At 43.0% G+C, this 25,950-nt stretch carries 24 protein-coding genes and 5 pseudogenes; 16 read left to right on the top strand and 13 right to left on the bottom strand.

Annotated elements, in window-relative coordinates; genetic code table 11:
• Positions 1-22: 22 nt before the first annotated feature.
• Positions 23-499 (bottom strand): MarR family transcriptional regulator, encoded by a 477-nt coding sequence (locus KW548_17225; protein ID QXX08866.1) that lies wholly within the window; start codon positions 497-499, stop codon positions 23-25.
• Positions 500-911: 412 nt separating this feature from the next.
• On the opposite strand from KW548_17225, the gene KW548_17220 reads away from it, so the two are divergent.
• Positions 912-2,489: a BCCT family transporter gene (locus KW548_17220; GenBank protein ID QXX08865.1), complete on the top strand. Its 1,578-nt coding sequence runs from the start codon at positions 912-914 to the stop codon at positions 2,487-2,489.
• A 73-nt stretch (positions 2,490-2,562) separates the two neighbouring features.
• Here the strand turns inward: KW548_17220 and KW548_17215 are convergent, their stop codons facing one another.
• The 4 genes and pseudogenes from KW548_17215 to KW548_17200 all read right to left on the bottom strand — a co-directional run bounded on the left by KW548_17215 (position 2,563) and on the right by KW548_17200 (position 7,442).
• Positions 2,563-3,282, bottom strand: coding sequence for a 3'-5' exonuclease (locus tag KW548_17215; GenBank protein QXX08864.1), 720 nt, complete (start codon positions 3,280-3,282; stop codon positions 2,563-2,565).
• 7 nt (positions 3,283-3,289) lie between these two features.
• Positions 3,290-5,180 (bottom strand): annotated as a pseudogene (locus tag KW548_17210) (CBS domain-containing protein).
• Between the two features lie 108 nt (positions 5,181-5,288).
• Entirely contained in the window at positions 5,289-5,675 is a 387-nt protein-coding gene (cueR, locus tag KW548_17205) for a Cu(I)-responsive transcriptional regulator (GenBank protein ID QXX08863.1), read from the bottom strand.
• 159 nt (positions 5,676-5,834) lie between these two features.
• Entirely contained in the window at positions 5,835-7,442 is a 1,608-nt protein-coding gene (locus tag KW548_17200; protein QXX08862.1) for an EAL domain-containing protein, read from the bottom strand.
• A gap of 265 nt (positions 7,443-7,707) precedes the next feature.
• On the opposite strand from KW548_17200, the gene KW548_17195 reads away from it, so the two are divergent.
• Both KW548_17195 and KW548_17190 read left to right on the top strand, forming a co-directional pair.
• Positions 7,708-8,901: an acetate/propionate family kinase gene (locus KW548_17195; protein ID QXX08861.1), complete on the top strand. Its 1,194-nt coding sequence runs from the start codon at positions 7,708-7,710 to the stop codon at positions 8,899-8,901.
• A gap of 373 nt (positions 8,902-9,274) precedes the next feature.
• The gene (locus KW548_17190; GenBank protein ID QXX08860.1) at positions 9,275-10,189 is read left to right on the top strand and encodes a GNAT family N-acetyltransferase; all 915 of its coding nucleotides are present in this window, start codon (positions 9,275-9,277) and stop codon (positions 10,187-10,189) included.
• A gap of 909 nt (positions 10,190-11,098) precedes the next feature.
• Here KW548_17190 and KW548_17185 read toward each other — a convergent pair.
• Positions 11,099-12,001 carry a LysR family transcriptional regulator gene (locus KW548_17185; GenBank protein QXX08859.1) on the bottom strand — a complete coding sequence of 301 codons (903 nt, stop codon included), beginning with the start codon at positions 11,999-12,001 and terminating at the stop codon, positions 11,099-11,101.
• 99 nt (positions 12,002-12,100) lie between these two features.
• On the opposite strand from KW548_17185, the gene KW548_17180 reads away from it, so the two are divergent.
• Both KW548_17180 and KW548_17175 read left to right on the top strand, forming a co-directional pair.
• Positions 12,101-12,949, top strand: coding sequence for an NAD(P)H-binding protein (locus tag KW548_17180; protein ID QXX08858.1), 849 nt, complete (start codon positions 12,101-12,103; stop codon positions 12,947-12,949).
• Positions 12,950-13,265: 316 nt separating this feature from the next.
• Positions 13,266-13,730, top strand: coding sequence for a GNAT family N-acetyltransferase (locus tag KW548_17175; GenBank protein QXX08857.1), 465 nt, complete (start codon positions 13,266-13,268; stop codon positions 13,728-13,730).
• Positions 13,731-13,758: 28 nt separating this feature from the next.
• Here the strand turns inward: KW548_17175 and KW548_17170 are convergent.
• Positions 13,759-13,922: pseudogene (locus tag KW548_17170) on the bottom strand (IS110 family transposase).
• A gap of 237 nt (positions 13,923-14,159) precedes the next feature.
• Here KW548_17170 and KW548_17165 point away from each other — a divergent pair.
• Entirely contained in the window at positions 14,160-14,726 is a 567-nt protein-coding gene (locus tag KW548_17165; GenBank protein QXX08856.1) for a class I SAM-dependent methyltransferase, read from the top strand.
• A 172-nt stretch (positions 14,727-14,898) separates the two neighbouring features.
• A complete protein-coding gene (locus KW548_17160; GenBank protein QXX08855.1) occupies positions 14,899-15,369 on the top strand; it encodes a dual specificity protein phosphatase family protein in 471 nt (156 codons plus the stop codon).
• A gap of 75 nt (positions 15,370-15,444) precedes the next feature.
• Here KW548_17160 and KW548_17155 read toward each other — a convergent pair.
• Positions 15,445-15,656: pseudogene (locus KW548_17155) on the bottom strand (IS110 family transposase).
• A 106-nt stretch (positions 15,657-15,762) separates the two neighbouring features.
• Here KW548_17155 and KW548_17150 point away from each other — a divergent pair.
• The 6 genes from KW548_17150 (at position 15,763) to KW548_17125 (ending at position 19,744) form a co-directional block, all read left to right on the top strand.
• On the top strand, positions 15,763-16,062 hold the full coding sequence (locus tag KW548_17150) for a hypothetical protein (GenBank protein ID QXX08854.1): 300 nt from the start codon (positions 15,763-15,765) through the stop codon (positions 16,060-16,062).
• A gap of 226 nt (positions 16,063-16,288) precedes the next feature.
• Complete coding sequence (locus KW548_17145) at positions 16,289-16,810, top strand: GNAT family N-acetyltransferase (GenBank protein ID QXX08853.1); 522 nt, start codon at positions 16,289-16,291, stop codon at positions 16,808-16,810.
• A 324-nt stretch (positions 16,811-17,134) separates the two neighbouring features.
• Positions 17,135-18,294 (top strand): IS3 family transposase gene (locus KW548_17140; protein ID QXX08852.1). Its coding sequence is split into 2 segments (ribosomal slippage): positions 17,135-17,402 and positions 17,402-18,294, totalling 1,161 coding nucleotides; the frame shifts between segments, so codons are not numbered across the junction.
• A 76-nt stretch (positions 18,295-18,370) separates the two neighbouring features.
• Positions 18,371-18,928, top strand: a complete 558-nt coding sequence (locus KW548_17135; GenBank protein ID QXX08851.1) for a cysteine hydrolase — start codon at positions 18,371-18,373, stop codon at positions 18,926-18,928.
• 299 nt (positions 18,929-19,227) lie between these two features.
• Entirely contained in the window at positions 19,228-19,482 is a 255-nt protein-coding gene (locus KW548_17130; GenBank protein QXX08850.1) for a type II toxin-antitoxin system prevent-host-death family antitoxin, read from the top strand.
• Positions 19,475-19,744 (top strand): Txe/YoeB family addiction module toxin, encoded by a 270-nt coding sequence (locus tag KW548_17125; protein QXX08849.1) that lies wholly within the window; start codon positions 19,475-19,477, stop codon positions 19,742-19,744. Before KW548_17130 ends, KW548_17125 begins: the two co-directional genes overlap by 8 nt.
• 48 nt (positions 19,745-19,792) lie before the next feature.
• Here KW548_17125 and KW548_17120 read toward each other — a convergent pair.
• From KW548_17120 to KW548_17110, 3 genes and pseudogenes are all read right to left on the bottom strand, one after another.
• Positions 19,793-19,969: pseudogene (locus KW548_17120) on the bottom strand (IS110 family transposase).
• A gap of 434 nt (positions 19,970-20,403) precedes the next feature.
• Positions 20,404-21,258, bottom strand: coding sequence for an EamA family transporter (locus tag KW548_17115; protein ID QXX08848.1), 855 nt, complete (start codon positions 21,256-21,258; stop codon positions 20,404-20,406).
• A complete protein-coding gene (locus tag KW548_17110) occupies positions 21,255-21,875 on the bottom strand; it encodes a class I SAM-dependent methyltransferase (GenBank protein ID QXX09446.1) in 621 nt (206 codons plus the stop codon). Before KW548_17110 ends, KW548_17115 begins: the two co-directional genes overlap by 4 nt.
• Before the next feature lie 681 nt (positions 21,876-22,556).
• Between KW548_17110 and KW548_17105 the strand changes: the two genes are divergently transcribed.
• Positions 22,557-22,757: a hypothetical protein gene (locus tag KW548_17105; GenBank protein ID QXX08847.1), complete on the top strand. Its 201-nt coding sequence runs from the start codon at positions 22,557-22,559 to the stop codon at positions 22,755-22,757.
• A 115-nt stretch (positions 22,758-22,872) separates the two neighbouring features.
• Positions 22,873-23,021: pseudogene (locus KW548_17100) on the top strand (IS256 family transposase).
• A gap of 27 nt (positions 23,022-23,048) precedes the next feature.
• Here the strand turns inward: KW548_17100 and KW548_17095 are convergent.
• Positions 23,049-23,903 (bottom strand): NAD(P)H-binding protein, encoded by an 855-nt coding sequence (locus tag KW548_17095; GenBank protein QXX08846.1) that lies wholly within the window; start codon positions 23,901-23,903, stop codon positions 23,049-23,051.
• Positions 23,904-24,177: 274 nt separating this feature from the next.
• A complete protein-coding gene (locus KW548_17090) occupies positions 24,178-25,113 on the bottom strand; it encodes an AraC family transcriptional regulator (protein ID QXX08845.1) in 936 nt (311 codons plus the stop codon).
• A 414-nt stretch (positions 25,114-25,527) separates the two neighbouring features.
• Between KW548_17090 and KW548_17085 the strand changes: the two genes are divergently transcribed.
• On the top strand, positions 25,528-25,821 hold the full coding sequence (locus KW548_17085; GenBank protein ID QXX08844.1) for a hypothetical protein: 294 nt from the start codon (positions 25,528-25,530) through the stop codon (positions 25,819-25,821).
• Positions 25,822-25,950 lie beyond the last annotated feature (129 nt).

The following is a 25,950-nucleotide window of genomic DNA, read 5'->3' as shown; positions in this document are numbered from 1 at the left end:
AAATCAATCCAGCTTAGGGTGGTTATTCTGGTTTAGTAATGCTTCCAAGCTCAAGTACAGGTGCAACATCAATGTCTTCCGCATTCATCATCGAGGAAATACGTTGTACCGAAGAGAGAAGCAGTGACTGTTCCCATTCTTCTAGGCGTTGAAACTTATTGATGAAGTTCTGCTGCAAAGGCATTGGGGCCTGTTCGAGTACAGCGATGCCCTTATCGGTGAGGTGTGCATGCACTTTACGCTTATCTTGAACACTGCGAACACGCGTGACTAACTCCTGGCGCTCCAAACGATCAAGGATAGTGGTTGCGGTTGCCTGACTCATGTTGGTGTGGTTAGAAAGCTCACGAATCGTCACTTCACCAAGCTCACGTATCGAGCGCATGAGAATCAGTTGTGGGCCTGTTAAGCCAGACTCTTTACTTAGCCTTTTCGAGTGCAGATCGATGGCGCGGATAATCTGTCGAATAGAGATAAGAACTTCTTCGTGCTTTTCCAATGTTAATCCTTAGTGAGCGAAGCGTTTGGAGGCGAGAAAATACATGAAAATTCCCGCGAAATGAAGCCTGAAAACCCATAAATATCATACTTATTTCTCATAGTAGTGAGGGAAAGAATAGTTATGAGATTTTGAAAGAAATTTTTGGTGTAAATGTGATGTTGTCAAATGTTTAGAAGTCAAAATGAATGTTTGGGGGAGGTTTGTTGATTTTTGTGTAAATAGTAGCCTTTCAAACAGATTTGTGTCCAAAAATTGGACAAATAATAGTGATTTACTGGAATGATCTGGATCTGGGCGTACAATGGTGTTGAGTCGATCAAGTCTTGATATAGATTAAATTGTTTCTATCACTAATGATTTTTCTATCTGAAGGCTTGATTAGGGAAGAATAATCATTAAGAGAGGAAAGATGACGAAAGGTATAGACAAGTACAGTATCGACAGTACCGATTACACCATCGGCCAAGATAATGTACAAAAGTGGGGGTTTGATGTTCATAACCCCGTGTTTGGCGTGAGTGCCGGGTTCATCGGATTGTTCCTGTTTGCTGTGTTGGTGATGGATGCACAGTCAGCAAAATCCTTGCTCGATGGCTTGAAGTTTCAAATTATCGGCAGCTTTGACTGGCTATTTATTTGGTCAGGAAACATTTTTGTCGTGTTCTGCCTTGCGTTAATCGTAAGCCCATTGGGTAAAATCCGTCTTGGTGGTCAAGATGCGACAGCGGATTACTCATTTATCTCGTGGCTATCGATGCTTTTCGCTGCGGGTATGGGTATCGGCCTGATGTTCTGGAGTGTGGCCGAGCCAGTTGCTTACTACACGGGTTGGTTCGAAACACCGTTAGGGGTTGAAGCCAATACCCCTGAAGCGGCGAAACTGGCAATGGGCGCAACCATGTACCATTGGGGCCTTCACCCTTGGGCTATTTACGGTGTTGTTGCTCTGTCTTTGGCGTTCTTTGCTTATAACAAAGGGTTACCGCTTTCCATCCGCTCTATTTTTTACCCTATTCTTGGTGATCGTGCATGGGGCTGGGCTGGGCACATCGTTGATATTTTAGCGGTATTGGCGACGCTGTTTGGTCTTGCTACATCCCTTGGTTTAGGTGCGCAACAAGCGGCGAGCGGTATCCACCATGTATTCGGTTTAGATGCAGGGATGGGGTTACAGATCGTCGTGATTACGGTTGTGACTTTACTCGCGGTGGTCTCCGTTGTGCGTGGTATTGATGGTGGCGTAAAGGTGATCAGTAACATCAACATGATCGTCGCCTTCTTATTGCTGATTCTGGTTGCTCTGATTGGTTATGCGGTGGCGTTTGGCAACATTGGCACCACGCTGATGGCCTATGTTGAGAACATCATTCCGCTAAGTAACCCTCATGGCCGTCAAGACGAAGCCTGGTTCCAAGGCTGGACAGTATTCTACTGGGCATGGTGGATTTCATGGTCGCCATTCGTTGGTATGTTCATTGCGCGTGTGTCTAAAGGCCGCACGGTACGTGAATTTATGACAGCGGTTCTATTGGTGCCTACCGCGGTAACACTTCTTTGGATGTCTGTATTCGGTGGTCTAGCGATTGACCAAGTAGTGAACAACATTGGTGAGCTCGGTGCAAATGGTCTAACGGATGTTTCTCTGGCCATGTTCCAGATGTTTGATGTACTGCCGTTCGGGACGGTATTGTCGATTATTGCTGTGATTCTGGTGTTGGTGTTCTTTATTACCTCGTCTGACTCAGGTTCATTGGTGATTGATAGCATTACCGCTGGTGGTAAAGTCGATGCACCCGTTCTTCAGCGCGTTTTCTGGGCGTTTATGGAAGGGGCGATTGCGGTAGCACTACTTTGGGTAGGTGGTACAGAAGCCGTTCAGGCACTGCAAGCCGGCGCAATTTCTACTGCCTTGCCGTTCACCTTTGTATTGCTGATGATGTGTGTCAGCTTGCTCATGGGCATGCGCACTGAAAAATACGACCGCTAGTCGACGTAGTTGAATAGAAAAAGGGACGAATTTTCGTCCCTTTTTTATTTCTGACTGCGCGACTCACTGGGTATCAGAGCCAAATCTGACCCAGTGTCGTTGAGCGCTGATAGTGATAGGCTATTTGCGCCTGTAACAACTCAGCGGTTGCCACCGCATCCGTTAAGGCATGATGTGGCGTGTAAGGAGGAAGGCCATATCGCGTTCGGCTAGCCCCAAGTCTGACGGAATCTGGTTTCTTGCCCAGCACTTTATTCAGTATGCCACCGTGCAGGCGTTGTTGGTGCAGGGTCTCAAGATGCATGGTGTCCACGACCGGAAACTCAATCCCTTCATTAATCCGGTCCTTGAGTGCTTGATCAAAAAACTCACGCTCAATTCTTTGATAATGCACCACCATGATCTTGCCCGCCATCTGTTGTAAGACCTGATCATAAACTTCAGACAAGTCCGGCGCATCGAGTATATCACTATGGGTAATGCCATGAATGATGACCGATTCTTCGGCCAGTTGTTGGCGCGGGCGCACTGTCCAATGATGCGCTTGATTGATAAAGATTCTGTTGAGGTTAAACGGCACGGTTCCAATGGTGATGATGTCGTCCTGATTGGAATCTAGTCCCGTGGTTTCAAAATCCATCGCCAGAAACGTCACGTCTTCCAAGTGAGTATCCGCAGTAGGGAGGCCACTATGATAGTAACGCTGGAGTGAATCATTTCGGCTCGTTTTCTGTTTTGCCTCAAACTTTTTTTCCCAGTCTATCGTCGGCTTACGCATCATATTTTTAATCATGGTTCACCTACTTAAAATTATTGCTGGCTTGGTAGCGGAACTTGAGAAAATTCTGTGCATTACTAAGGATCTGGAACGCATCTTTTAAGTTGCGGCGTTCAAAATCAGATAGATTTTCTGGTTCTATATTGTTGTCTGGTTCGATTTCATTCTCTACATCCAGCGCTTGGTGACGAATTCGTACCATAGAAATAAACTCTAATGCATCGCGAAGATCGCGCGCCTTTCCTTTGGGTAAAATGCCGGCTTCATGAATATCATCTAGGCGTTCAAAGGAGTTGGTAGAGCGGGACCCAACCGCTAGCGCGTGGACACGAATTAAGTCAGCCAATGGAGCAGTACCACGGCGCTTGAGGTTGATGGAGTTTTTATGCTGGCCGTCTTTCTCCATCACAAAATCTTTGAAGAAACCGAGCGGCGGCGTTCGGTTCATCGCATTGCGCGCTAGGCAGGCTAGGAAGCGGTTGTTTTTTCGAGAGCGTCTAACAATAAAGCCGTTAAGCTGTTCGGCCCATTTCAGGCGACCATAAACACCGACTAAGTCAAAGAAAATAGAGGCATTCAATAGTGCTTTCGGGTTCGGGTCGTCAATCCAGTCGGCAAAGCACTCTTCCCACTCGGTACGGGTCATGCGCCACTCCGGATTAGTCGCCATAATGTCACCGGTACAATAGGTGTAACCGCACTCATTTAATCCATCACAGATTTTCTTGGCCAGAGCGGAGAAATACCCATCGTGTTGTTCCTTGACATACGAATTATCAAGGATGATGGCGTTGTCCTGATCGGTTACCAAGATCTGCTCGTCTCGGCCCATAGATCCTAAAGCCAGAAAGCAATAGGGAATCGGCGGTTCGCCTAGCTCTTCTTCCGCCAGCTCAATAATTCGCTGTTTGAAGCTTTTGCCAATCACCGACATGGCACTGCCGACCATATGAGAGTTCGCATCTTCGTTGACCAATCGCACAAAGCTATCTTTTACCTGTTCAGATAAAGCCGCGAGCTCTTCTATCGACTGTTGTTGGAAGATGCTGCTGACCAAGAGTAGAGAGTTTTGCGATTCGTAGCGGACAATGTCTGTCGCTTCAATAATACCAATCGGCTTTTTATCTTTTAAAACAGGAAGATGATGCACGTTGTAGCGCAACATGGTCAGCATTGCTTCATACACGTACGCATTGTGATCAAGGGAAATGACTTCGGTTGTCATCACGCTAGCCACTTCATCGTTCGCATCGAGACCTTCAGCCAATACACGGGTACATAGATCCCGGTCGGTGATGATGCCCACCAGTGGGGAATTGTCTTCCTCGTTGTCTTCGAGGATGTCGGGGTCGATGATCAACAGTGAAGAGACATTCTCTTCAGCCATTTTGATCGCCGCATTCTGGATGGTTTCTGTTTTTTCCAAAAAAGGGCGCATCTCCGGTGAGAAGCGTGCGCACTTTAGACGTTGTTAGGTCGTTTTGTTCATTGGTACTTGAAACCGCTTGACGAAGTCGGGCGGTATCTTCGACTTCAACAAAATCGGCAAAGGTTTCGTGATTGTCGTAGAGCTGTTGGAAAATGGCTTCAGGAATGCAGTACACCAACGTATCTTTGGTCGCTTTGGCTGGAAAGCGCACTTTATTATTGGTGAGTAGGCCCATTTGACCAAACAGAGCACCTTCATCGAGGCGGTTATAAAGTTCACCTTTACGTCGATAAACTTCAACAACCCCACTGCGAACCATGTACAAATCATGGATCTCATCGCCAAAGTGGATGACGGGTGTATCCTCACGAAAATAAGAAATTTCAACATGCTTGGTGACTAAGTTGAGCACGTCGTCTTCTAGCTCATCAAAGGGAGGGTGTTGAGAGAGAAAATTCTTAATTTCCAGTAATTCTGCTTCCATGAAGACATCCGATGTATCTGAGTTGTCTTTCAATGTTACATGATCTGTGGACGTACTTCATGGTGAGCAGTTGAAAAGAGTAATAAAATTAAGAGAATGGGCAACGCTTCACTTGGTGAGATCTTCAATAATAGGGCAATCACTGCCTTCATCGCCGGGACACGCGTTTACCCAGCTCTTGAGTTGCTTTTCGATTTCTTTCAGTTGACGAATCTTAACCTCAACTTCTTTGAGCTTTTCTTGAGCCTTCGCTTTAACTTCACGACTTTTACGCTCGGGGTTATGAGCCAGTTCGACAAACTCCTTGCATTCTGCCAGAGAAAAGCCCGCATTTTTCGCTCGTGAAACGAGATTGAGTTCCTGAATATGTTGTTCACTATACTCTCGATAACCTGCTTCACTGCGATTAGGGGAAGAGATCACGCCTTTATCTTCGTACAAACGTATCGATTTACTCGATAAACCGGTGAGTTTTGCTACTGAGCCTATATTCATGGATACCCTCTGCCTATGAGTGGTTGCACGCATTAATGGTGAGTTTTACCGTTTTACTACTTTCTGGCGTTGAGGCCAATGCTTTTATGGGGTCAAACTTGAGAAACCAAGTGAACCACAGGGGACGACGATCTGCATCGCTGGTATCTTCTTGGATTGTTAGGTTTGCTCAGCCAGTTCAATAATTTGGGGTGGGTTGTGGTTGTGAGTCCAACGGATCGCGTCGTCAATCTTTAACGCAGGGCTATAGAGAAACCCCTGAATATAGTCGCAACCATAGTTTTTTAGCATTTCGAGTACATTGTTGTCTTCAACACCCTCGGCGACCACGGTGTAGCCCAGCCCATGAGCGAGTGCAACCGCATTAGAGACAATCGAACCATTGCGTTGGTTCGTCTCTAATTGATAGAGAAAGGAGCGATCAATTTTTATTTGGTCAACCGGGAGATCTCTTAGCAATGACAGCGAAGAATAGCCAGTACCGAAGTCATCTAGACTGATCTTAAAGCCGAGTTCTTTAAGGCTTTCCAATAAAACTTCGGGGCTTCTCAAGCGATTGATGGCGGTACTTTCAGTGATTTCAAGGATAAGGTTTTCAGTGATATCCGGGTAGATCTGAATCAGCTTTTCAAGTTGTCTCTTAAGGTAATTACCCATCAGATCTTTGGCTGATAAGTTGACATGAACCGGGCAGCGGATGTTTTCAGATTTGAATTTTTCGATGTCTTTCGAGACTTGCTCAAGCACCCAATTGGTAATCGAGGTCACCTTATTGCTTTGCTCAGCAATGGGGATGAACTCAACGGGGCTAACGATAGAGCCGTCTTCTTTTTGCCAGCGGATCAGCGCTTCGTAGCCACTGACAATGGCATTTTTGCTGCTAACAATGGGTTGGTAGTAGACACAGAACTCATCATTAAGCAGCGCGGCATCGATTTCGCGAGCGATACGCAGCTTTTTCTTCGCCCCTTGGCTCATTTGATCGTCATAACAGGCGATCAACCGACCGGACTTTTTGGCCCAGTACATGGCCACATCTGCGGTGTTGATCACTTGCTCCGCGGTATCGCCGTGCCTTGGAAACTCACTCAAACCGATCACCGCACAAGTACTTAACTCAAAGCCATCAATTGCGAAGGGCTTACGCAACTCGTTATCAATCCGTTTCGCCAAGGCTTTTGACGCCACTTCATTACCGTTTGGACACAGGATGACAAATTCATCACCACCAATACGGGCGATAAAGTCTTCGTGTTCCAACAGAGATGACATTCGTTGTCCAATCTGAATCAGTAATTGGTCGCCGCAAAAATGGCCCATTCCGTCGTTGATTTGTTTGAAGTTCACAATATCAACCAGCAGCAGATCAAAGGGCCTATCGGACTCAATCAGCAGCTCGATGGCTTCAATACAATGTTTTCGATTAGGAAGGTTAGTGAGTGAGTCGTGAAGGGCGTTATGCTTTTCTTCATCAGCAAGCGAATGGAGTTGCTGAATACTTTGCAAACTGTAGGTGGTGACCATATAAACAAAAATGCTGCCGCAGAAAAGAATAACGCATAACCCCAGCAAAACTGGCGTAACAACTGGATCAGATATAATAGCAATTAAAACAAATAGATAGCCTAAAACAAAACCGATAATTAAATAGCTCAACACCTGCCAGCCTAGATGCTTTGTCTTGCGACAAACCTGGTTAGCAGGCACGTATCCCGCGACCATGATAATGATGCCTGAGATGACTAAAAAAATAGATAAGGTTGCCACTACTTAGACCATTTGGACCGACTTTGGGTTAATTATCGAAAGTATCACACTGACTAGAGTTTAGGCCCGTATCGCATATTTATAAAACTGACATTAAATTTTGGGATCAAAATAATCTTCAGATTGCGTTAGATCAACAAACCTTCGCTTCAAATGCGCTCTCAATTAAAATAAAGTTGAATAATTAAAAAAATATTGAATAATGTAAGCCACACTAAGAAGCGCTTTGCTTCCAAAATTCGGTCTGAAACAGGATACCTATTCCATGTCTAACTCGTTTGTGCTGGTTATTAACTCTGGTAGTTCATCTCTCAAATTCGCGGTGATCGACTCCGTAACAGGAGACGCTGTCGTCACTGGGTTAGGAGAGTGCTTTGGGCTCCCTGAAGCGGTAATCGGTTGGAAATACAAGGGTGAGAAAACTGAAGAAGCCATCACTGCTGCAGACAATCATCATCAACATGCCATCAACCGAATCGTTAGCCTGATGGAATCATTGGGTTTTACCAACGATCTAGTTGCCGTGGGTCACCGTATCGTGCATGGCGGAGAAAAATTCACATCAACAGTTCGCATTAATGACGACGTCCTAGCAGAAATTGAAAGCTTGTCTGATCTGGCACCGCTCCACAACCCAGCAGGCGCGAAAGGGATTCAAGCTGCGATGAAAGCTTTCCCAAGCCTTCCTCAATTTGCTGTCTTCGACACCGCGTTTCACCAAACCATGCCGCAAAAGGCATTCACTGGTGCGATCTCCAATGAGCTGTACAAAGAATATGGTATCCGCCGATACGGTTTCCACGGCACTAGTCATTACTTCGTTAGCCGTGAAGCGGCGAAAATGCTGGGTAAACCTGTCGAAGCGTCGAGCTTTATTTCTGTCCACTTGGGCAACGGTGCATCGGTGTGTGCGATCAGCAACGGTCAATCTGTCGATACATCGATGGGCTTTACCCCTCTAGCAGGCCTGATGATGGGGACGCGTTCCGGAGACCTAGACCCTGGTATTATCGAGTTCCTAATGAAAAAAGGCTGGAGCCAAGAGAAAGTCTTCGAGACCTTGAACAAGAAGTCAGGCTTCCTTGGTGTTTCAGGTTTGACTTCTGATGCGCGAGGTATTTTGGAAGCGATGGAAAACGGCCATGAGGGGGCGAAGCTCGCATTTGAGGTGTTCACTTACCGTGTGGCTAAGTACATCGGCTCTTACCTGATCCCCCTTAGTGGATTAGATGCGATTATTTTTACTGGTGGTATCGGTGAAAACTCACTGCCAATTCGTCGAGAAATTTTAAACAACCTCAAACTATTAGGTTTTATTGAAGACGAAAAAGGTAACGAAGACGCCCGCTTTGGCCGTGCGGGTATTATTGCTAAGTCTGAGGTGTTGGGCGCTGTCGCGATGGTGATTCCAACCAACGAAGAGTTTGTGATTGCTCAGCAGTCAGTGGAACTACTGTAAAAATTCATTGCTTTAAAATCGAAAAGCGAGCCCAAGTGGCTCGCTTTTTTGTTTTTATATGTTGGAGAGGCTTATAGCCAAATACCTAAACCCAAGGCAGCCATCGTTAGATGCTTTGTTGTCTGGATATCACTTTCAGACTCCTTGAGACACTAGCCGATCGAGAGATAGTTTTGCCCCAAAGTTTGCTATCGCTCAAATTGTTGTTTCCGATAATTTACTAGTTTTGAGATACAAAAAGTAATGGATGGCAAGCAGCAAGACCTGACCCTGACAGTTTTACAATATTTGTTGATTGTATCAACAATGTTGACATTAACTCTGTATCTGTTATTTTTGTTGATAGTGTTAACGATCTAGCGTGGGAAAGATTATGTCATCAGTAAAACAAATCAGAAGTGAATTACGTTACTTAGTCCGTGAACTAGGTTTACTTGATAAAAACTGTTTAAATTCAGGCTTATCATTAACGCAAGTTCACCTTTTAACCTATTTACGAAAAAATGGAGCAACTCCTTTTTCCGAGCTTTGCAACCAGCTAAGCGTAGAAAAAGCTTCTCTTAGTAGAACAGTAAATTCTCTAGTAGAAAAAAAGTATGTGGAAATGACTAGAAGCGCTAGTGATAAGCGACAAAAACTTTTTGCACTAAGGGCTGAAGGGGTAGAAAGGCTAAAGGAAGCTGATACTTCAGCTAACACTGAGTTATCTCAATTGCTGGGCTTGATGAAGACTGAAGAAATTCAGAGTGTTATTGATGGGCTTAGAACGTTAAGGTTGAGCGCATTCCGTAAAAACGCAGCTCAAAATAAAGCTAGAATTCAAATAGAGGAACTGAAGCCTGTTTATCGCGCTGAGATTGATACTCTAATAAGAGATACATTTTCAGGTGAGCAAAATATTCCTCCTCATCTAGTTCCACTTTCCGCAGGAATCCCTCAAAAGTGGTGGTCAGCCCGTTCTGGAGAGTATGTTTTAGGTGCAGTCGCATGTTGGGAAGAAAATGGAATGTGGCACTGGGGACGTTTTGTAGTAGATAACAGATTTAGGGGCCTTGGAATTGGCAAAGCTCTAGCCCGTTATTCTTTAGCTCAGATATTACAAGAAACAAATGAAGTTCAGATAGACGCACGTGATATAACGGTCAACATTGTAAAAGATCTAGGTGGAGAATTTTTTGGTGATAAAATTGATTTTTATGGTATGCCAGTTACACCAATGCGCATAACAAGAGGTCAGCTCCATGACGCGACTAGAGCGAAAGAGTTTAAGATGCCGATACTCCTGTAATTAGCATGGAACCTGTAATACTCCAAAGAAAATCTAAACCATCAGAAAAATTAGAAATTAAAGGGGTCAGGTCTTGCCTTTTGTCTCTGAAATAAGAATGGCCTAGTTTTTATCTAGGCCATTTTTTGTACGAACAGCCCGCAACGGGTTGAATATGTATGGCGCTCGTATTATGTCACCTCTCGAGGTATTACTCGTCATCCCATTGACTTAAAATTACCGCTCGTCCCTTTTGCTGATGTAGTAATTGAATAACTATTCAATTCTATTGACTCTCAGATAGAACGTATCTAGAGTTTGCTATCTCATTCTTGTCCAAAACTGTCACGGGCTGAATTCTTACCCGTGGCACTTTCTAACTCGAAAGTGCCCCATTGTTTGTTACGCTTCGAAATACGTTACAGATAGTCAGCTAGTTTTGATATACAAAAAAGTAATGTGTGGCAAAAGGCAAGACCTGACCCCGTTGCCTGACCTGACCCCGTTGCCTGACCCCGTTGCCTCATTGTCGTCTTTGGTTACCTTCTTCATTGTCTTCTGCAGCATAAAGTTAAACTCGATGGCGCTTTCGTCAGCCAGGCACGAGAGTATATTCTTCAAATTCGAGACCTTGAGTTGACGGGTAATAGCGCTCCTGCTGCGGGAGGCCCATCAACAAAAGGGTTGAGTGTTGCAGGCAAGCTGCGTGGCTATGAAGCCAGAATGGTCATTAGCAAAGAGCTAGGGCATGGAAGTGACTGCGGTTTATTTGGGCATTGAAGTAACAGCTGGACCCCAACGGCCGATCTTAAAAATGTTTTAGGTTAGAACACTTTTTGTCACTTTCGGAGGTGCCGAGTGTTCAAAGTCAGAACATTTTTAGCTGTGTATTCATCAATCCAAAAGATCAGAGAAGCACGGTTCTTTAAACTAACAAATCCCCGGTAGTGCCATCAGTTCTTTTTGTTTATCCAAGATAAAATCGATAAACGTCGACAGTTTTTTAGACTTGGTTCTCGACTTATGAAATACAAGGTAAAAATTAATCCCATCGGGCCACAGTGATTCACACACTGGTACTATTTCCCCTTTGGCTATCGCAGAATGGGCATCGAAGTACGGTACGTATATAAGTCCTAACCCTGCTTTAGCGGCTCGTACTGCTTGCTGGGGAGATTCGAGCAACAACCCCGATTTTGGGATAATGGTGTGCAGTTTGTTATTGTGCTTGATTAGCCATGGAAAGCTTTTCCCCTTAACACCAATGTTAACCACCTCTTGAGCCTGCAGCCAGGCAAAATCCAGACAATCGCCATGCTTGTTAAGCCAACTTGGTGACGCGTAGATCCCGTACTGCAACTCAAATAACCGACGCTGTCTCAGATCAGAGTCGGATAGTGGACCCTGCCGAAATGCGATATCAATTCTATCTTCGTAGAAATCGAGGTTTTCGTTACTGCCAACCAGTTCAATGTTGAGTTTTGGATAGGTGGATTTAAACTCAATAACCCAGTCGCTGAGTGGCCAATCAACAAATTGTAGAGGGGCTGTGATACGGAATGTTCCTGAGACTTGGGATTGATTATCTTGCCAATCTTTTAATGACTGATACCCCATTTCGAGTTGTTTGGTTAGCATCAAATACTCATTGCCAGATTGGGTGACTTGCATGCTACGAGTGTTTCTTACCAACAGAGTCGTTCCCAGTTGGCTCTCTAGATTGGCGATGCGTCGGCTCACCGTGCTAGTTGGTACTCCTAACTCGCTTGCGGCTTTTGAAAAAGAACCCATTCTCACCACTGTTGAAAACCATAAGCTCGCTTCAAGATCCATTTTTATCCCATTTTTGATAAGCAGACTCTCACTTTATCCTACTAATAATATTAATCAATGCCACTTACTATTGTCTATACATTCACAAGGAGTCTAATTATGTTTAGAACAATTGCTGTTATCGGTGCAACTGGCATGCTTGGTTTGCCTGTCGCAAAAGAGCTCGCTCAGGATGGGCATCGCGTTCAAATTATTTCTCGAGATTTATCTAAAGCTCGTGATCTATTTCAAGGGCCTCAATATGAGTTTTTCGCAGCCGATCTGTTTGATGAAGAAAGCTTAACTACTGCATTGAAGGGAGTAGAAGCGATTCATATCAACCTCAGTGGTAATAGCCCAGAGACTTACTATCGAAATCATGTCGAGGGAACAAAACACATTCTGCGCGCTGTCGACAAATCGTCTGTACAACTAATTACAATGATTTCAACAGCGACGGCGTATGAAAAGAACAGTTTTCGAGCTGATACGAAGGCGAAACTGGAAGCAGAAACCCTGTTAAAGAATAGTGGGATACCATACATCACATATCTACCAAGCTGGTTTTTCGAAACCTTAAACTTATTGGTTGACCAAGAAACTGTAACGACTATGTGTCAGTCAACACAACCTTTACGCTGGATCAGCGTTCAAGATTACGCCAAGGCTGTCGCACAAAGTTATGGATTGCCAGAACTTTACAATAGACGATTAACATTATTAGGACCGGAAAGCTTCACAATTACCGAAGCTGCGGATCTGTTTGCGCAAGCTAAGAAACTTGGTAGGTACCACATGACAGAAAGCGAGGCCTGGGACTATGCCAAAGAGGTGGCTGATGATACTTTGCTTGATGCAGTCGATCTATTGTCCTACACCGAAAAAGTTGGAGAAGAACCAGAATCGAGTACGTTAGACCATCCCCTTATAGCCTCTACTCGCCTTTCCGACTGGTTAACGGCTAATTAAACTCTGATCACACGTGAAGGCTTTCATCTATTGGGAGCCTGTGTTCGGTCAGTTCGCTCTGATTAGTGCTTAGGATGCCTTCGCACACCTTCATATTAGTTTTGGCTTGATCACGCGAGGCCGCATCTTAAGTGTTATGTCTTAGCGCCTTTAGCTGTACTTCCTCAGAGTGTTAAGGTGTCTGTCCCAATTGGATTTAAATGTGGCTGATAAAACATTGATTTGTAATTGAGTTGGTAAGTGAAAGACGGCATGATGTGAGAGTGAAAAGCGGTTGCTTGCCGTCTAATTAGCGTTATGCTCACAAGAGGAAAATATGGACGTCCATTGTAAAGTATTAAGAAATGAAGATAGTCTCAAATATCGAGAGGTAAGGCTAGAAAGTCTAAGATTACACCCCGAGTGCTTTGGTTCTGGATATGAAGCCCAGTCTAAAATGCCTAAATTGTATTTTGAGGGTTTAATCGAAAATAACTCCCAAGAAAGTGTAATGATCGGAGCATTTACAGACGACAAGCTCATTGGCTTATGTGGTTTAACTCCAAGTGGCGAGAACTCATTGGAAATCATCCAAATGTTTGTTTTCTCGGAGTATAGGGGACATGGTGTAGGTCAAACGTTGCTAAATGAAGCCAAGTCAATTTTAAATCTTCGTCCTGAAAGTAACTTGAAGCTGACAGTGTTTTCAGACAATGTAGCAGCGATTAAATCCTATGAAAAATCGGGTTTTACGCATCTTAATAGTGTTGAAAATGAGTTGGTCATGACTTTTGAGCCGTGAGCATAACAAGAGACTATGGCGTCAATAGTTAATTTTTGGCGCTACTGATATCCCACATAGCACCATCCCTTAGCACCGAATTTAGTATTACTACCACCTTTCGCACACATGCAATGATAGCCACTTTTTAGGTTTCCCAGCTTCAACAAGCCGTTCATATGTAGCCTTAAATGCAGGTTTTCATTGGATAGCGAGATTATTGCCATGTGACTGTTAAGGTGTCTGTCCCAAGTAGATTCAATTCTTGCCAAGATAACGCGAATGGTTAAAAAGTGATAACACGCACGCTCGTTTTTATGTGATGGCGGGGTGTATAGCTTGATACATTTACATTAATTTTTAGTCACTTATGATAGGTTAATGGTAAGTCAGGCAGAGAGAAAAACGAGACGGCCTGTTATTAAGAATGTTAGGTAACTAGAGGTGATTATGAGTATTTATGATAGTCAACAAGGCGTACAAAACTACGTCGAAATGTGCGAAGACTATGATGGTAAAGAGTTATATGAAGTGTTGCGTAGGCACGTAAATACTGAAAGTCATATACTTGAACTTGGTGCTGGCTCTGGACATGACGCGGCATACCTAAGTAATTATTACCATTATTTGGGTTCGGATTATTCAGATGCTTTTCTTGTCCACCTTAATGACAAGCTGCCTCATTTAAGTTTTATCAAACTAGATGCAAAGGTAATCAAGTTAGCTAAAAACGTAGACTGTATCTACTCCAACAAAGTCCTTCATCACTTAACGGTTTGTGAATTGGCAGAGTCTTTGAAAAGCCAACGTAACTCTTTGAACAGTCGAGGGTACATTGCCCATAGTTTTTGGTTAGGCACTGGTGCTGAGGTTATGGATGGACTAACAATGCAATATCATAAGAAAGAAGAATTATTAGAGCTTATCTCAGCTAATTTCAACGTAGTTGAGGCGCATGTCTATGAAGAGTTTGAAGCAGGCGATTCAATATTTGTAATCGCTCAAAAAGTCACATAACGAACGAGTATGGGGATAGTTAAGGTGTCTGTCCCAATTGGATTCATGATGTATATTTTGACGCATTGTCATTAATTTTCAGATGCTTATGATAGGCTAATGGCAAGTCAGGCAGAGAGAAAAACGAGACTGCCTGTTGTTAAGGATGTTATGTGTTTAATGGAGAACCATTTTGCAGCAGTTATTTTTTATCGAAAAATCAGTAGCTGGTAGGTGTGGTCCTGACAACTGTATGTGGGACCTTAATGAACTACACAATAACAACGTAGTTGCCATACTATCTGTGAATGACGGTGAAATGGTGCATGTTTCTCTTCTGGACTCATTGGGTATTACTTACAAAAACGTTCCACTTTCAAGTAATGCACCACCTCTCGATGGTGATTTGGATCTTTGCTTAAAGGCGCTCCCACAAATACTGGATTTTATTGAACAGCACGAGAGCAATGGCGTGGTTGTTGTTCATTGTAAATCAGGTAAAGATCGTACTGGTTTAGCTTTGGCTGCATATTTAATGAGCACCCAAAAACTGTCCCCTATAGAGGCCATTTATGCTGTTAAACAGGAAAGGAGTATTGCCTTTACTGCGCCAGGTTGGGACGAATTTGCGCTAAAGGTACTGAGCGCGTTGAGAGACACCTAACACATATGAGCCTTCTGCCCGACAATAGGCGGTTGTTAAGGTGTCTGTCCCAATTAGATTTATCAATTAGATTTAATGCCCCAGTTTATTGGGTGCTCTGCCCAATAATGTGGACCACCACACGCTTCAACGCCTATACGCATGAGTGGTATATTTGCTATTGTAGTCAGTAGTTTAGAGCGAGTTACGGACTTATGAAGTATGACCTTACCATTTTGGTCTACGGCATGAAGACTGAAGTGGTTTTTAGCTAAGTCCATACCGCAGAAATAAGAATAGTCAGACATGGTGCCTCCGATGCATTTAAGTGCCACATAAGTGTGGCAGATCCTCGGTAGGGGGATCCATGTCATTCGTTATGTTGCTATCGAACCCTATTGGTAGAGAGGTAATATGGATAAGAATCAGGGAATTATAGAGTTTCTTGCGATGTCAGGTATCTTACCACTCGCGGTGTTTGTTTTATTGATCTTGGGTGGTATAGCCTTCGTCTTGTTAGTTATTTTTGCTGTATCGAAAAGCAAGACGGATAGTAAATCAAGACAGGATGATAATGAGTTTCAGAAGCTTGATACGTACTATGACCCTAGGCTACCAGAGCGTTCTTGCCCAAATTGCTCAAGTAGTATTAGGAAAGGAAAAGTTGTATGTGGTAGCTGTGGTAAGTTGGATAGCAGCGTAATATCAACATAACACATATGAGCCTTCTGCCTGTCAATAGGCAATAACATCCTGTGGCTGCGCGAGCAGCCAATGCTCTTCGAACAACAAAGTTATCTACTTCGCTTTGTCATTTCGGTCACTAGGCACGGATTGTTAAGGTGTCTGTCCCAATTGGATTCAATGGCACAATATTCAAGTTAAGTGGCATCGCGTTGTCGCTTGTTTGCAGGGCGCTAGCCCTTTTCGAGGAAATGATATGGAAATCGTTCAAGAAATCGAAGTTTCAGAATTGCATCATAAGGCTATCGAAGCATTAAGAAACCAAGCTTTTCCAGACAGCCAAGTAAGTCGTTCTTACTTTAAGCAGTTACCTCATATGCGCGCCCTTCATTTTCAAGGTGAACAGTTGGTTGGCTATCTTGGACTGGATTATCGCGTTGTTAGCGTCGGTGGGGAAATACATAAGGTTCTGGGCGTAATCGACTTCTGTATTGATGAACGTTATCGAGGGCAAGGTATTGGCTCTCTCATGTTGTCAGAACTGTCGGCATTTGCCGAAACTAAAGACGTTGATTTCATAATCCTCATATCTGAGTTAGATGATTTCTACTCATCGAATGGTTTTAACAAAGTTCAGTGTATGCAGTCTTGGTTGAGGCTGCACGAGCACACCAACTTTGGAGTTGCGGTAGAGCATATTGATGAACTGTATGTGAAACCACTCAGAGGTAAGCAGTGGGGTGTTGGACATTTTGATTGGCTAGGTTATATGTACTAGTCAACCACAGGGCTAACAAGCAATTCAAGCTGATTCGCAACGCGAGGCATTTTCAGTTCAATTTGGGCTTTGTATCTACGGTGCAGTGGTTTAGGTTAGGTCCAGGCGTCGCTCACTACTTAACGAGGCGTTAGTTGCCCAGTCGACATAATTAATCCGTTGGGAATTTCTGTTTTTGGTGTAGCACACGCAGATAAGAGGGATTCACAACGCTTGGCATTTTTGCTTCTACTTCAGTTTTAGTGTTTATAGCACAATGTAGTGGTTTAATGATCCCGGACACCAAATTAGGTGGTAAAGTCTCCACCATACATGAGGTGTTCAATGACAAAACGACAACGACGTACATTTTCTTCTGAATTCAAAGTAGAAGCTGCAAGCTTGGTTCTTGATCAAGGTTACTCAATATCTGAGGCGGCACGCTCTCTAGACATCGGTGATACAGCCTTACGACGCTGGGTCGAGCAACTAAAGATTGAGCGTGGCGGAGAAACGCCAACGGTTAAAGCTTTGACGCCAGAACAGCAGAAGATCCAAGAGTTAGAAGCTAGGATTAATCGCTTAGAAAGAGAAAAATCCATACTAAAAAAAGCTACAGCTCTCTTAATGTCGGACGAACTAGAACGTTCTCGCTAATTGACCAGTTGAGGGAGCACGAAACGGTCAAAGTTCTTTGTGAGCTGTTCGATGTTGCGTCTTCCTGCTACTACGAGTTTAAACAACGAAAGCCGGATGTTAATCGCATTCGGTTAGCCAGCAGAATGAAGCAGCTCTTTAACATGAGTCGCGGCGCTGCTGGTAGCAGAACTCTTGCTTCTATGCTGAAGTCTGAAGGCTTTGATGTCGGACGTTTCAAAGTACGTAAGCTTATGCAAGAAGCAGAGCTGATAAGCAAACAACCGGGCTCGCATCGCTATAAGCAGGCTAAGCTAGAGCGACCAGATATCCCCAATAGGTTGAAGCGTGAGTTCTCTGTTACCACTCCAAATGAAGTTTGGTGTGGCGATATTACTTACATCTGGTGCGGTTCAAAGTGGAGTTATCTGGCTGTTGTACTCGACCTATTTAGCCGTCGTGTAGTGGGTTGGGCACTATCAGACAAACCTAATGCAGAGTTGACTTGCAAAGCCTTGGACATGGCTTGGGAACAACGAGGACGACCTAACAACGTGATGTTCCACTCAGACCAAGGAAGCCAATACAGTAGCCTAAAATACCGTCAAAGGCTTTGGCGATATCGCATAACTCAGAGCATGAGTCGTCGAGGTAATTGCTGGGATAATGCTCCTATGGAAAGGCTATTTAGAAGCCTAAAAACCGAATGGATACCAGCGACAGGATATTTAACCCAAACTCAGGCAAAGAGGGATATCAGCTATTACTTAATGAATTACTACAATAGGCACCGGCCTCATCAAGCAAATGATGGGCTGTCCCCAGTTACTGCCGAAAATCGGCTTAAGTTAGTGTCCGGAATTTGTTGACCACTACACAATGCTTTAGGTTTGGTGGAAGCGCTGTTCACCCCTAATTGGGCGTTAACTTTCCAGGGAGATCATCGTGACTAAATTACTACTAGTGATTGATATGCAAGAGGACTTTTTTCAGCAGGGTAGACTCGCTGAAAAAAGAACGGAATTTATTCGTTCATTGAACGAGCTGGTACATGCCTTTCGTAGAGAAAATCAGAAGATTATTTGGGTGCGACAAGTCTTTAAAGAGGACTTGTCTGATACATATTTAGCGTTACGACAATCGAGTCAACAGTGGACTATTGAAGGTACTAACGGCTGCGAGCTATTGAGTGAGTTATCTCGACATCCTGAAGAGCATGAAGTTATTAAAAAGCGCTATAGTGCTTTCTTTGAAACAGAGCTCGATGAAATCTTAAATGAAATGTCACCTAGTGAAATTGTAATTGCTGGTGTAAATACTCATGCATGCGTGAGAGTCACTGCTATCGATGCGTATCAACGCGACTACCATTTGTTACTGGCCCAAGAGTGCATCGATTCATACGACCAAGGTTGTCATGATGAATCATTTGGATACATGGTAAATAGTGGTATCGGACTTCCATTACCCAACACAGAGATCATCGATAGATTGAAAAGCTAACGAGCAATTTAAGCAGACTCACAACGCTTGGAATTTTCAGTTTGAATAAGCTTTCGTGTTGAGGTGTCTGTCCCAATTAGCTCATTTTGGGGCACACTACGTGTTCAGCTTTGAGGGACTGTTAAGGGTCTGTCCCAATTAGATTTGATAAATTAATCGAAAGTCGATCAGTCAGAAAAACGAGATGGCCTGTTATTAAGAATGTTTGTTGCCTTATCAATATCTCATGTTCAATTTACTGTACAAGTAGAGTGGTGAGGACTATACTTGTTCCATTAAATGTACATGTGGAGGTTCTTATGAAAATCGTATCTTTTACTGAAGCTAGAAATGGTCTTAAAGCTGTTTTGGACGGTGTAGTTAATGACGCCGATACAACAGTTATTACACGTCGTGATTCTGAAGATGCTGTGGTTATGTCTTTAGATTACTACAATAGCCTTATGGAGACAGTGCACTTACTACGCTCTCCTCAAAACGCTGAACACTTAAACCGTTCTATAACACAGTACCGTGCTGGTAAAACAACAGCACGAGAGTTAATTGATGAGTAGTAGTCAGCGTTTACTGTCGTGGACTGATGACGCTTGGGACGACTACCTGTATTGGCAAACTCAAGACAAAAAAACACTCAAGCGTATCAATAAACTCATCAATGATGTTAAGCGTTCTCCATTTGAGGGCATCGGTAAACCTGAGCCATTGAAAGAGAACTTATCTGGTTTTTGGTCCCGTCGTATTGATGATACTAATAGGCTTGTTTACGCAGTCGATGATCAGGCCATAACGATAATCTCATGTCGTTACCACTACTAAATTAGGTTCAGCGATCTGGCATCTAACAAGAGACTAAGACGTCAATAGTTAGTTTTTGGCGCTACTGTTTTCCGACATAGCACCATCCTTTAGCATCGAATTTAGTATTACTACCACCTTCCACACACATGCAATGATAGCCACTTTTTAGGTTTCCCAGCTTCAATAAGCCGTTTATATGTCGCCTTAAATGCAGGGTTGTATTGCAGACATTATGGCCATGTGATTGTTAAGGTGTCTGTCCCAATTAGATTCATGCATGGGCGGTGTTGGGGCATACGTCAATTTCAACAACTGGGAGGCTGTTCTGTGACAGTGTGGTGTGAGTAGAGACGCCTAAAAGAAAGACAAGGTTTACCTTTACTTGCTCAAGGGATTTTAAAAGCCTCGGACAAAGGTGATTGGAAGCGGTTTACTAAGATGATGGGTGGTGTGTTCGGTCTACGTAGGGATCAAGTCTGTAAGCCTTACTACGCTCTTTCTTTTGATTTAACTACTGGAGTTATCAAAAGTAGTCTATGTGACGAAAATGAAATGGTGAGAGTGTTGAAAGGAGTCATGATTGCGGGGCGTGAAATCATCACGCGAACATTTCAGTGGCGATTGGAATCAACTCCCCGTTATGCTTTTTAACTTGGAGTTCTGTGAACAAGTGTACGTCATGAAACCAAAGTTAAAATACCAAGGACGGCGAGTAAACAAGAAACTATTTTCCTTGTCAGGTTAGTGTGCTCTTTTAAAAAGAAGTAACCAAAAAAAATATCGAGGATGAACGCTCCTTGGAATAAAGCCATGACTAAACTAAAAGCGCTAGTGTTGAGCACTTTTAAGAGAAGATAGTAGCTTGCCGTACCACAAGTAGCTGTTATTACCGCGTTAACTAGAACTTTTTTAATTAACCCATAATGAACTTTAAATAGTAGAGGCGTCAAAAGAGCAGTTCCAGAAAAACCGATAAAAAGGATAATGCTAGAGGGTAAGTACATCGTAAGCACTCTATCAATACCTATAGCTATAGTGAGAAAGATTGGGGCGAGCCACGCGTGCAAATTGTTTGAAAAAAGAAGACCTATTTTATGATTTTTATTGATGAGTAGTGAAGCGACAAGTATGAGCATGATACCCACTGTTTGAAGGAAAGTTAGTTTATCATTTAAAAAGCTAACTCCGAAAATAGCGCTCCAGATTATCTTTGTTTTAGAGATTATAGAGACAACGCCTAATTCAATTGAAGTACGAGCCCTGAAGGTCGAGTATGCAAAGCCCATCCACGAAAAAACACTGAATATACTTAAAATCAACAGCTCCAAAAGTTTACTTGTATTGTCGAATGCTGTGGGGATTTGTTTTGATTCGAATATAATGAACAGCGCAGCTAGTACACTGCATGTTATTTGATAGGCTAGTAAGTATTCATTACATAAATTATTTTTCTTAAGGAAGACTCGCGAAATCCATTTATCTAATGAACTTAAAGTAATAGCTATGGCTAATATGCAGTATGAATTTATCATTGTTTATCAATGTGAATCGAGGTCTTGCATTTTATGAGTTCAAATAGTTTTTGGTTATTGTGGCTACTCTCGTCTCCTTTAGTAATAGCAACGTGATTATAATCAGTTTCAATTTTAGCTATGACATTTGGAATGACACTTTGAAGCATGAGTAATTCGAAAACTAATTTACTTAAAGGAGTTCCGGGGAAAAACTCTTTCTTTTGAAACTCACCCGGCCAATGTGCCCACCCCCAATCTTCTATGATGTATATCCCACCTGATTTTAAGTAAGGGAATGATGTCAAAAAGGCGGTTTTTGTTGGTTCATATAAATGGCTGCAATCATCAATAATTAGGTCTACATTTTTTTCAGGGAAGTGTGATTCTAATATTTGAATGATCTTGTCTGTATGATCTTGCTTTACTCCACAATAAGGCTCTATTACAGAGTGTGCTGAAGATCCCTTGCGGTATTGACTTAAGGCTGGATGTTCTTGGCGTTCATCTATGCCTATGATGGAGTCAGGGGTGAAAATCTTATCGAGTAAAACGAGACTAGCCCCGTGATATAATCCAAACTCAATAATATTTTTGGAGCCAAAGGCGCACAGATTCGTGCCATTGATTTGGCGAATGAAGGATCTTTAACTAGAACGAAATTATTTTCCGTAGTCTTCTTTTTGGGACTTCCCCAAGAAACCAAATTAAATTCAACTTCATCAATAGAGAAGTGTTCTTCATTATGCCAGCGTATTTTATCCCAAGGATCATTATAGTTTTCCATATGTGATATTTTCCTGTTGAGTTTTGTTCTGTGATTCTAGGGTATGTGTTAGTTTTAAATTAATAAATTATCATTTAATTATTAATTTAATCGATAGATTTAGTTTACCGTAATTGGATTTATGCTTTCGGTGAAATTATGATGGTATCGAGGCGCTTGTTCTGTAGTTATTTATCTATGGGTAAAATGTGGCCTCAATTGAGGACACCTTTGGCATTAGCAATCCTGCAAGAGGGAGATAAGTTAATAATGCACTATGGCTCCTTTAACTTGAATGAGTTGGAGTTGAGTAACAATCAGACACAGTTGTTAGTGGAAACCGCCTTCAGAGAACACAAAAAATATAATCTACCAACGAAATATTTGACGCTTGAAAGTATGACGCTCGAATGGGAAAAAAAGTCTTAAAGCGGCCAATACTCTCATTGATAGCTTTGAGCAACAAATTACAAGATCTACTCATAGTAGAGTTGATTTTCTGAGACATAGAAGTCGTTCCCAATTTTTTGAAGTAATTGAAAGGAATATTTTCTTGCTTAAACGAGATAAAAATTCTGCCAAGAAGTTTCGTGAGTCATTTTCTTCGGTGAATGGTAAAGAAGTTAGGTGTGCTCTGGTCGCAAAGGTGAGAGATAAATTACTTGAAGTTCGAGGGGGTCAACAAACGGAATTTCATCAATTAGCTGCCTTAGGGTTGGAGAAGAGAAATTTTAATATAGAAAGTAATATCTGAGAATGAAATGGTTAAAAATAGAAGGGGGTTTGAATGATTATGACTTCAAATAGAGAGTGTCCTGAATTATGTGTAACTGTCTAAACTTAAGCCTTAAAGGCTAAGGATGGACAATATGGATAAGAAAGCACTTGAAGCTTTTGCTCGTGAAGCAGCAAAGTCAATTAATACTGAATCTGATCTTGATGACTTCCGAAAAGGTTAACCAAGGTGACCGTTGAAACGTCGTTAAACGCTGAACTCGATGAGCACCTTGGATATCAGTCTTTTGGTGTGTGCCCTGAATTTAAATCATTGACTCAAAAACGTCTTTGGCTGCCAGCCAAGTTCCCTGATTGCCTTGTCACTTGAAAAAACCTGAGTCAGGCTATATCCCTCGGTCCAGGTACCGTAGAGTTCTGCCCACTGTGACTCTAAACCACACTCAAGCGGTTGATCCGACAGCTTTTGCAATATATCTTTTAGCGGAGCTCTATGCTCAGCTGAACCGATATACTCTTCTCCATTTCGGCCGTTTTCTGCCACTAAGCGATACAATTGCGCCAGATTTTTACGCTCCACCAGTGACCAGGTCTGGGTTTCGTCTTTTGGTAGTGTAGGATGGCCACAACGCTCTAGTTCCCAGCTCAGAATGGGCGGCAGGAAATGCTCTTCCTCGCTGACCACGTTTGCAGGGCTGACTACTCGCAAATCAATATTTTCCCTACCAGATAAAAATTCGATGCTATCAAGCATCCACTGGAAGTCGGCCACAGATTGCTTAGGTGTCGATTCAGTTATCACGTCGTCGTGACTGCCGTATGTCCAACACCCGGCGGTATAAACGACAATCAACGGATTGATGCGCTGTAACGCATTATTGGCAATGGCCTGCATCACTGCGTGGTCAACGTCAGCCATGTGCTCATCAAACGTACAGGCTGTATGAATAAATACGCCACACTCATATAATTCATTCACCCATGCCTGCGGCTTGGTTAATGACCCTAAAACCGGTGTTGCTCCCATATGCGTGACTTTGCCCGCACTGTCTTCATCCTTGCATAGCACTTTGACCTGGTATTTATGCGCCAGCAATTCTTGCACAATTGCACTGCCGATATTCCCTGTTCCACCTGTCACGAACGCTGAATTGATAGTTGACATATATGCTCCTAGTCTCATTTAAAATCAATGGCGCTACGTTACATTAAGCCGCTCCCAAATTACTACTACCGAAAGGGCAACTAATTTTTTACATCTACAAATTTGAATTTAACGTCGATTTTCGCGTTGAAATCACAGGACAAGCGGCTAATCGTCGTCGTTGAGCCAACTCAACGACAGGGGACATGTATTTTGCAGACAATATGCAGTTTAACTGGCGACCCAAATAAACAACCAATAAATACAAATATTGACTTAAATTAACAGCTTAAAATCAACTAGGGGTATCTAACCGATGTACTTTGCGAAACTGGATAGGGGTTAGGCTATGAAACTGACGGAAATTTCGGATAAGTACATCTGGTGATTGAAAGCCGCATTCTGACGCCACTTTTTTTAGTGGCAGGTTTGTAGATGTCAGTAACCTAGCCGAAACTAGGCAACGCCATTGCCGTACAAAGTTAAGTGGAGAGATACCGGTGATTTGCTTAAAGCGGGTAGAAAAAGACGATTTAGACAACGCTGCGATGCCTGCAAGCTCTTCCAGGCTCCAGTCTTTTTGCAACTGTTCCTGAACTGCCAGCATCACAGGTGCCAAAAACCGATCGTGTAAAGCCTGAAGCCAGCTGGGATTAAAAGACGTGCGATCCAAGCTTCTCAGCACTTCGACCAACAACAATTCGAGCAGCCCTTTTTGCGCCAAATAACGTCCGGCCGACGGCGTTTTATTCTCTTCATACATCCACGACAAGATGGTGTCTAGCTTACCGTGTTGTGGCGCATCTATAATGATCACTTCAGGTAAAGCACTGCTCATCTGCGTGCCACCCCAATACTGGATGGGAGAAAACACAAAGCAACCACACATCATGTAACAGGGGGTGCCTTGTCCTCCTATCACTATATCAGCAGCACCAGTGACGCTTTCAACAAATAGCTCTCTGCTATTTTGGCACCGCACCCCATGACCACTCATGATTTTGTGTGCGGTGCCATAAGGCAGCAACATTAACTGCCCAGAGTTCAGTTGCACGGTACTGCCAGTAGCCAGCTCAACGATACAACTCCCTTCCTTCACGAAGCTGAAACTGCAGCTATCTTGCTTGTTTTCTTCGATCCCCCAGGGAGCTCTTAGCTGAACATGCGAAAACACCTCACACTGAGGCGCTAAATGTGAAATAAATAGACTGAGTGGATCTACACTGTGCATCCGTTAAACCTTCCTTTGTCATTTCCGAATTCAACTCGGTGCACAAAACCAACACCAGACCACTCGAACCTATAATTTTGCAACTTATTCTACATCAAAAGCGGGGAAAAAAAGCAAGCCAGATACCACCAAAACCATACTGAATCGGCCGCTCTCAGAGATACCAATGACAGCTTTAAGCGTGTAGTTCAGAGCAAAACAGATGGCCGATAATGAAGACCTGACCTCTCCAAACACATGGATTATTATGGTGTCTGTCCCAATTAGAGTCACCAATTAGAGTCATTAAAAATGACTGCTATTTCATAATGAAATACGCCACAGGTTCTTCTATTTCCTTATTTTAAACGCTATATTTCCGTCGTTAATTCATTTGTTATGTGAATTCGATTTGATTGGTTATTAGGAAAATATATGAAGTATAAATTAGCTCCTTTCGTTGTTTTGGTTTTGAGTGGATGTGTGGCTTCGCCTGTAAGTCAGTCGCTCTCTCCGGGGGTTTATGAGATAAATGTGACAGGCAGTATTTTGGCATCAAAAGAGAGATACAAGTCAAAATTAGAAGATAAAGCGTTGAAAGAATGTCCAAATGGTTATGAAGCTCTTACTCCGATGAAGTACGAGTATGCCCCAAGTAAAAGCTATGTAAACGGTGTCTTGATGAATGTTCCCGGGGATCGATATACAATGAAAATCCAGTGTAAATAGCATGTAACAACGACTATGGCGTCAATAGCTATTTTTTAGCTGTGTTCTAATACCACATGATGCCATCTCATAGCATCGAATTTAGTATTACTACTATCTTTCTCATGCATGCACGATTGCCATTTTTGG

Origin of the sequence: Vibrio neptunius (assembly GCA_019339365.1) — a bacterium.
In the GTDB taxonomy this organism is placed as follows: Bacteria; Pseudomonadota; Gammaproteobacteria; order Enterobacterales; family Vibrionaceae; genus Vibrio; species Vibrio neptunius.
Note: the sequence above shows the minus strand (reverse complement) of the source record. Positions and strands in the feature narration are given on the sequence as shown.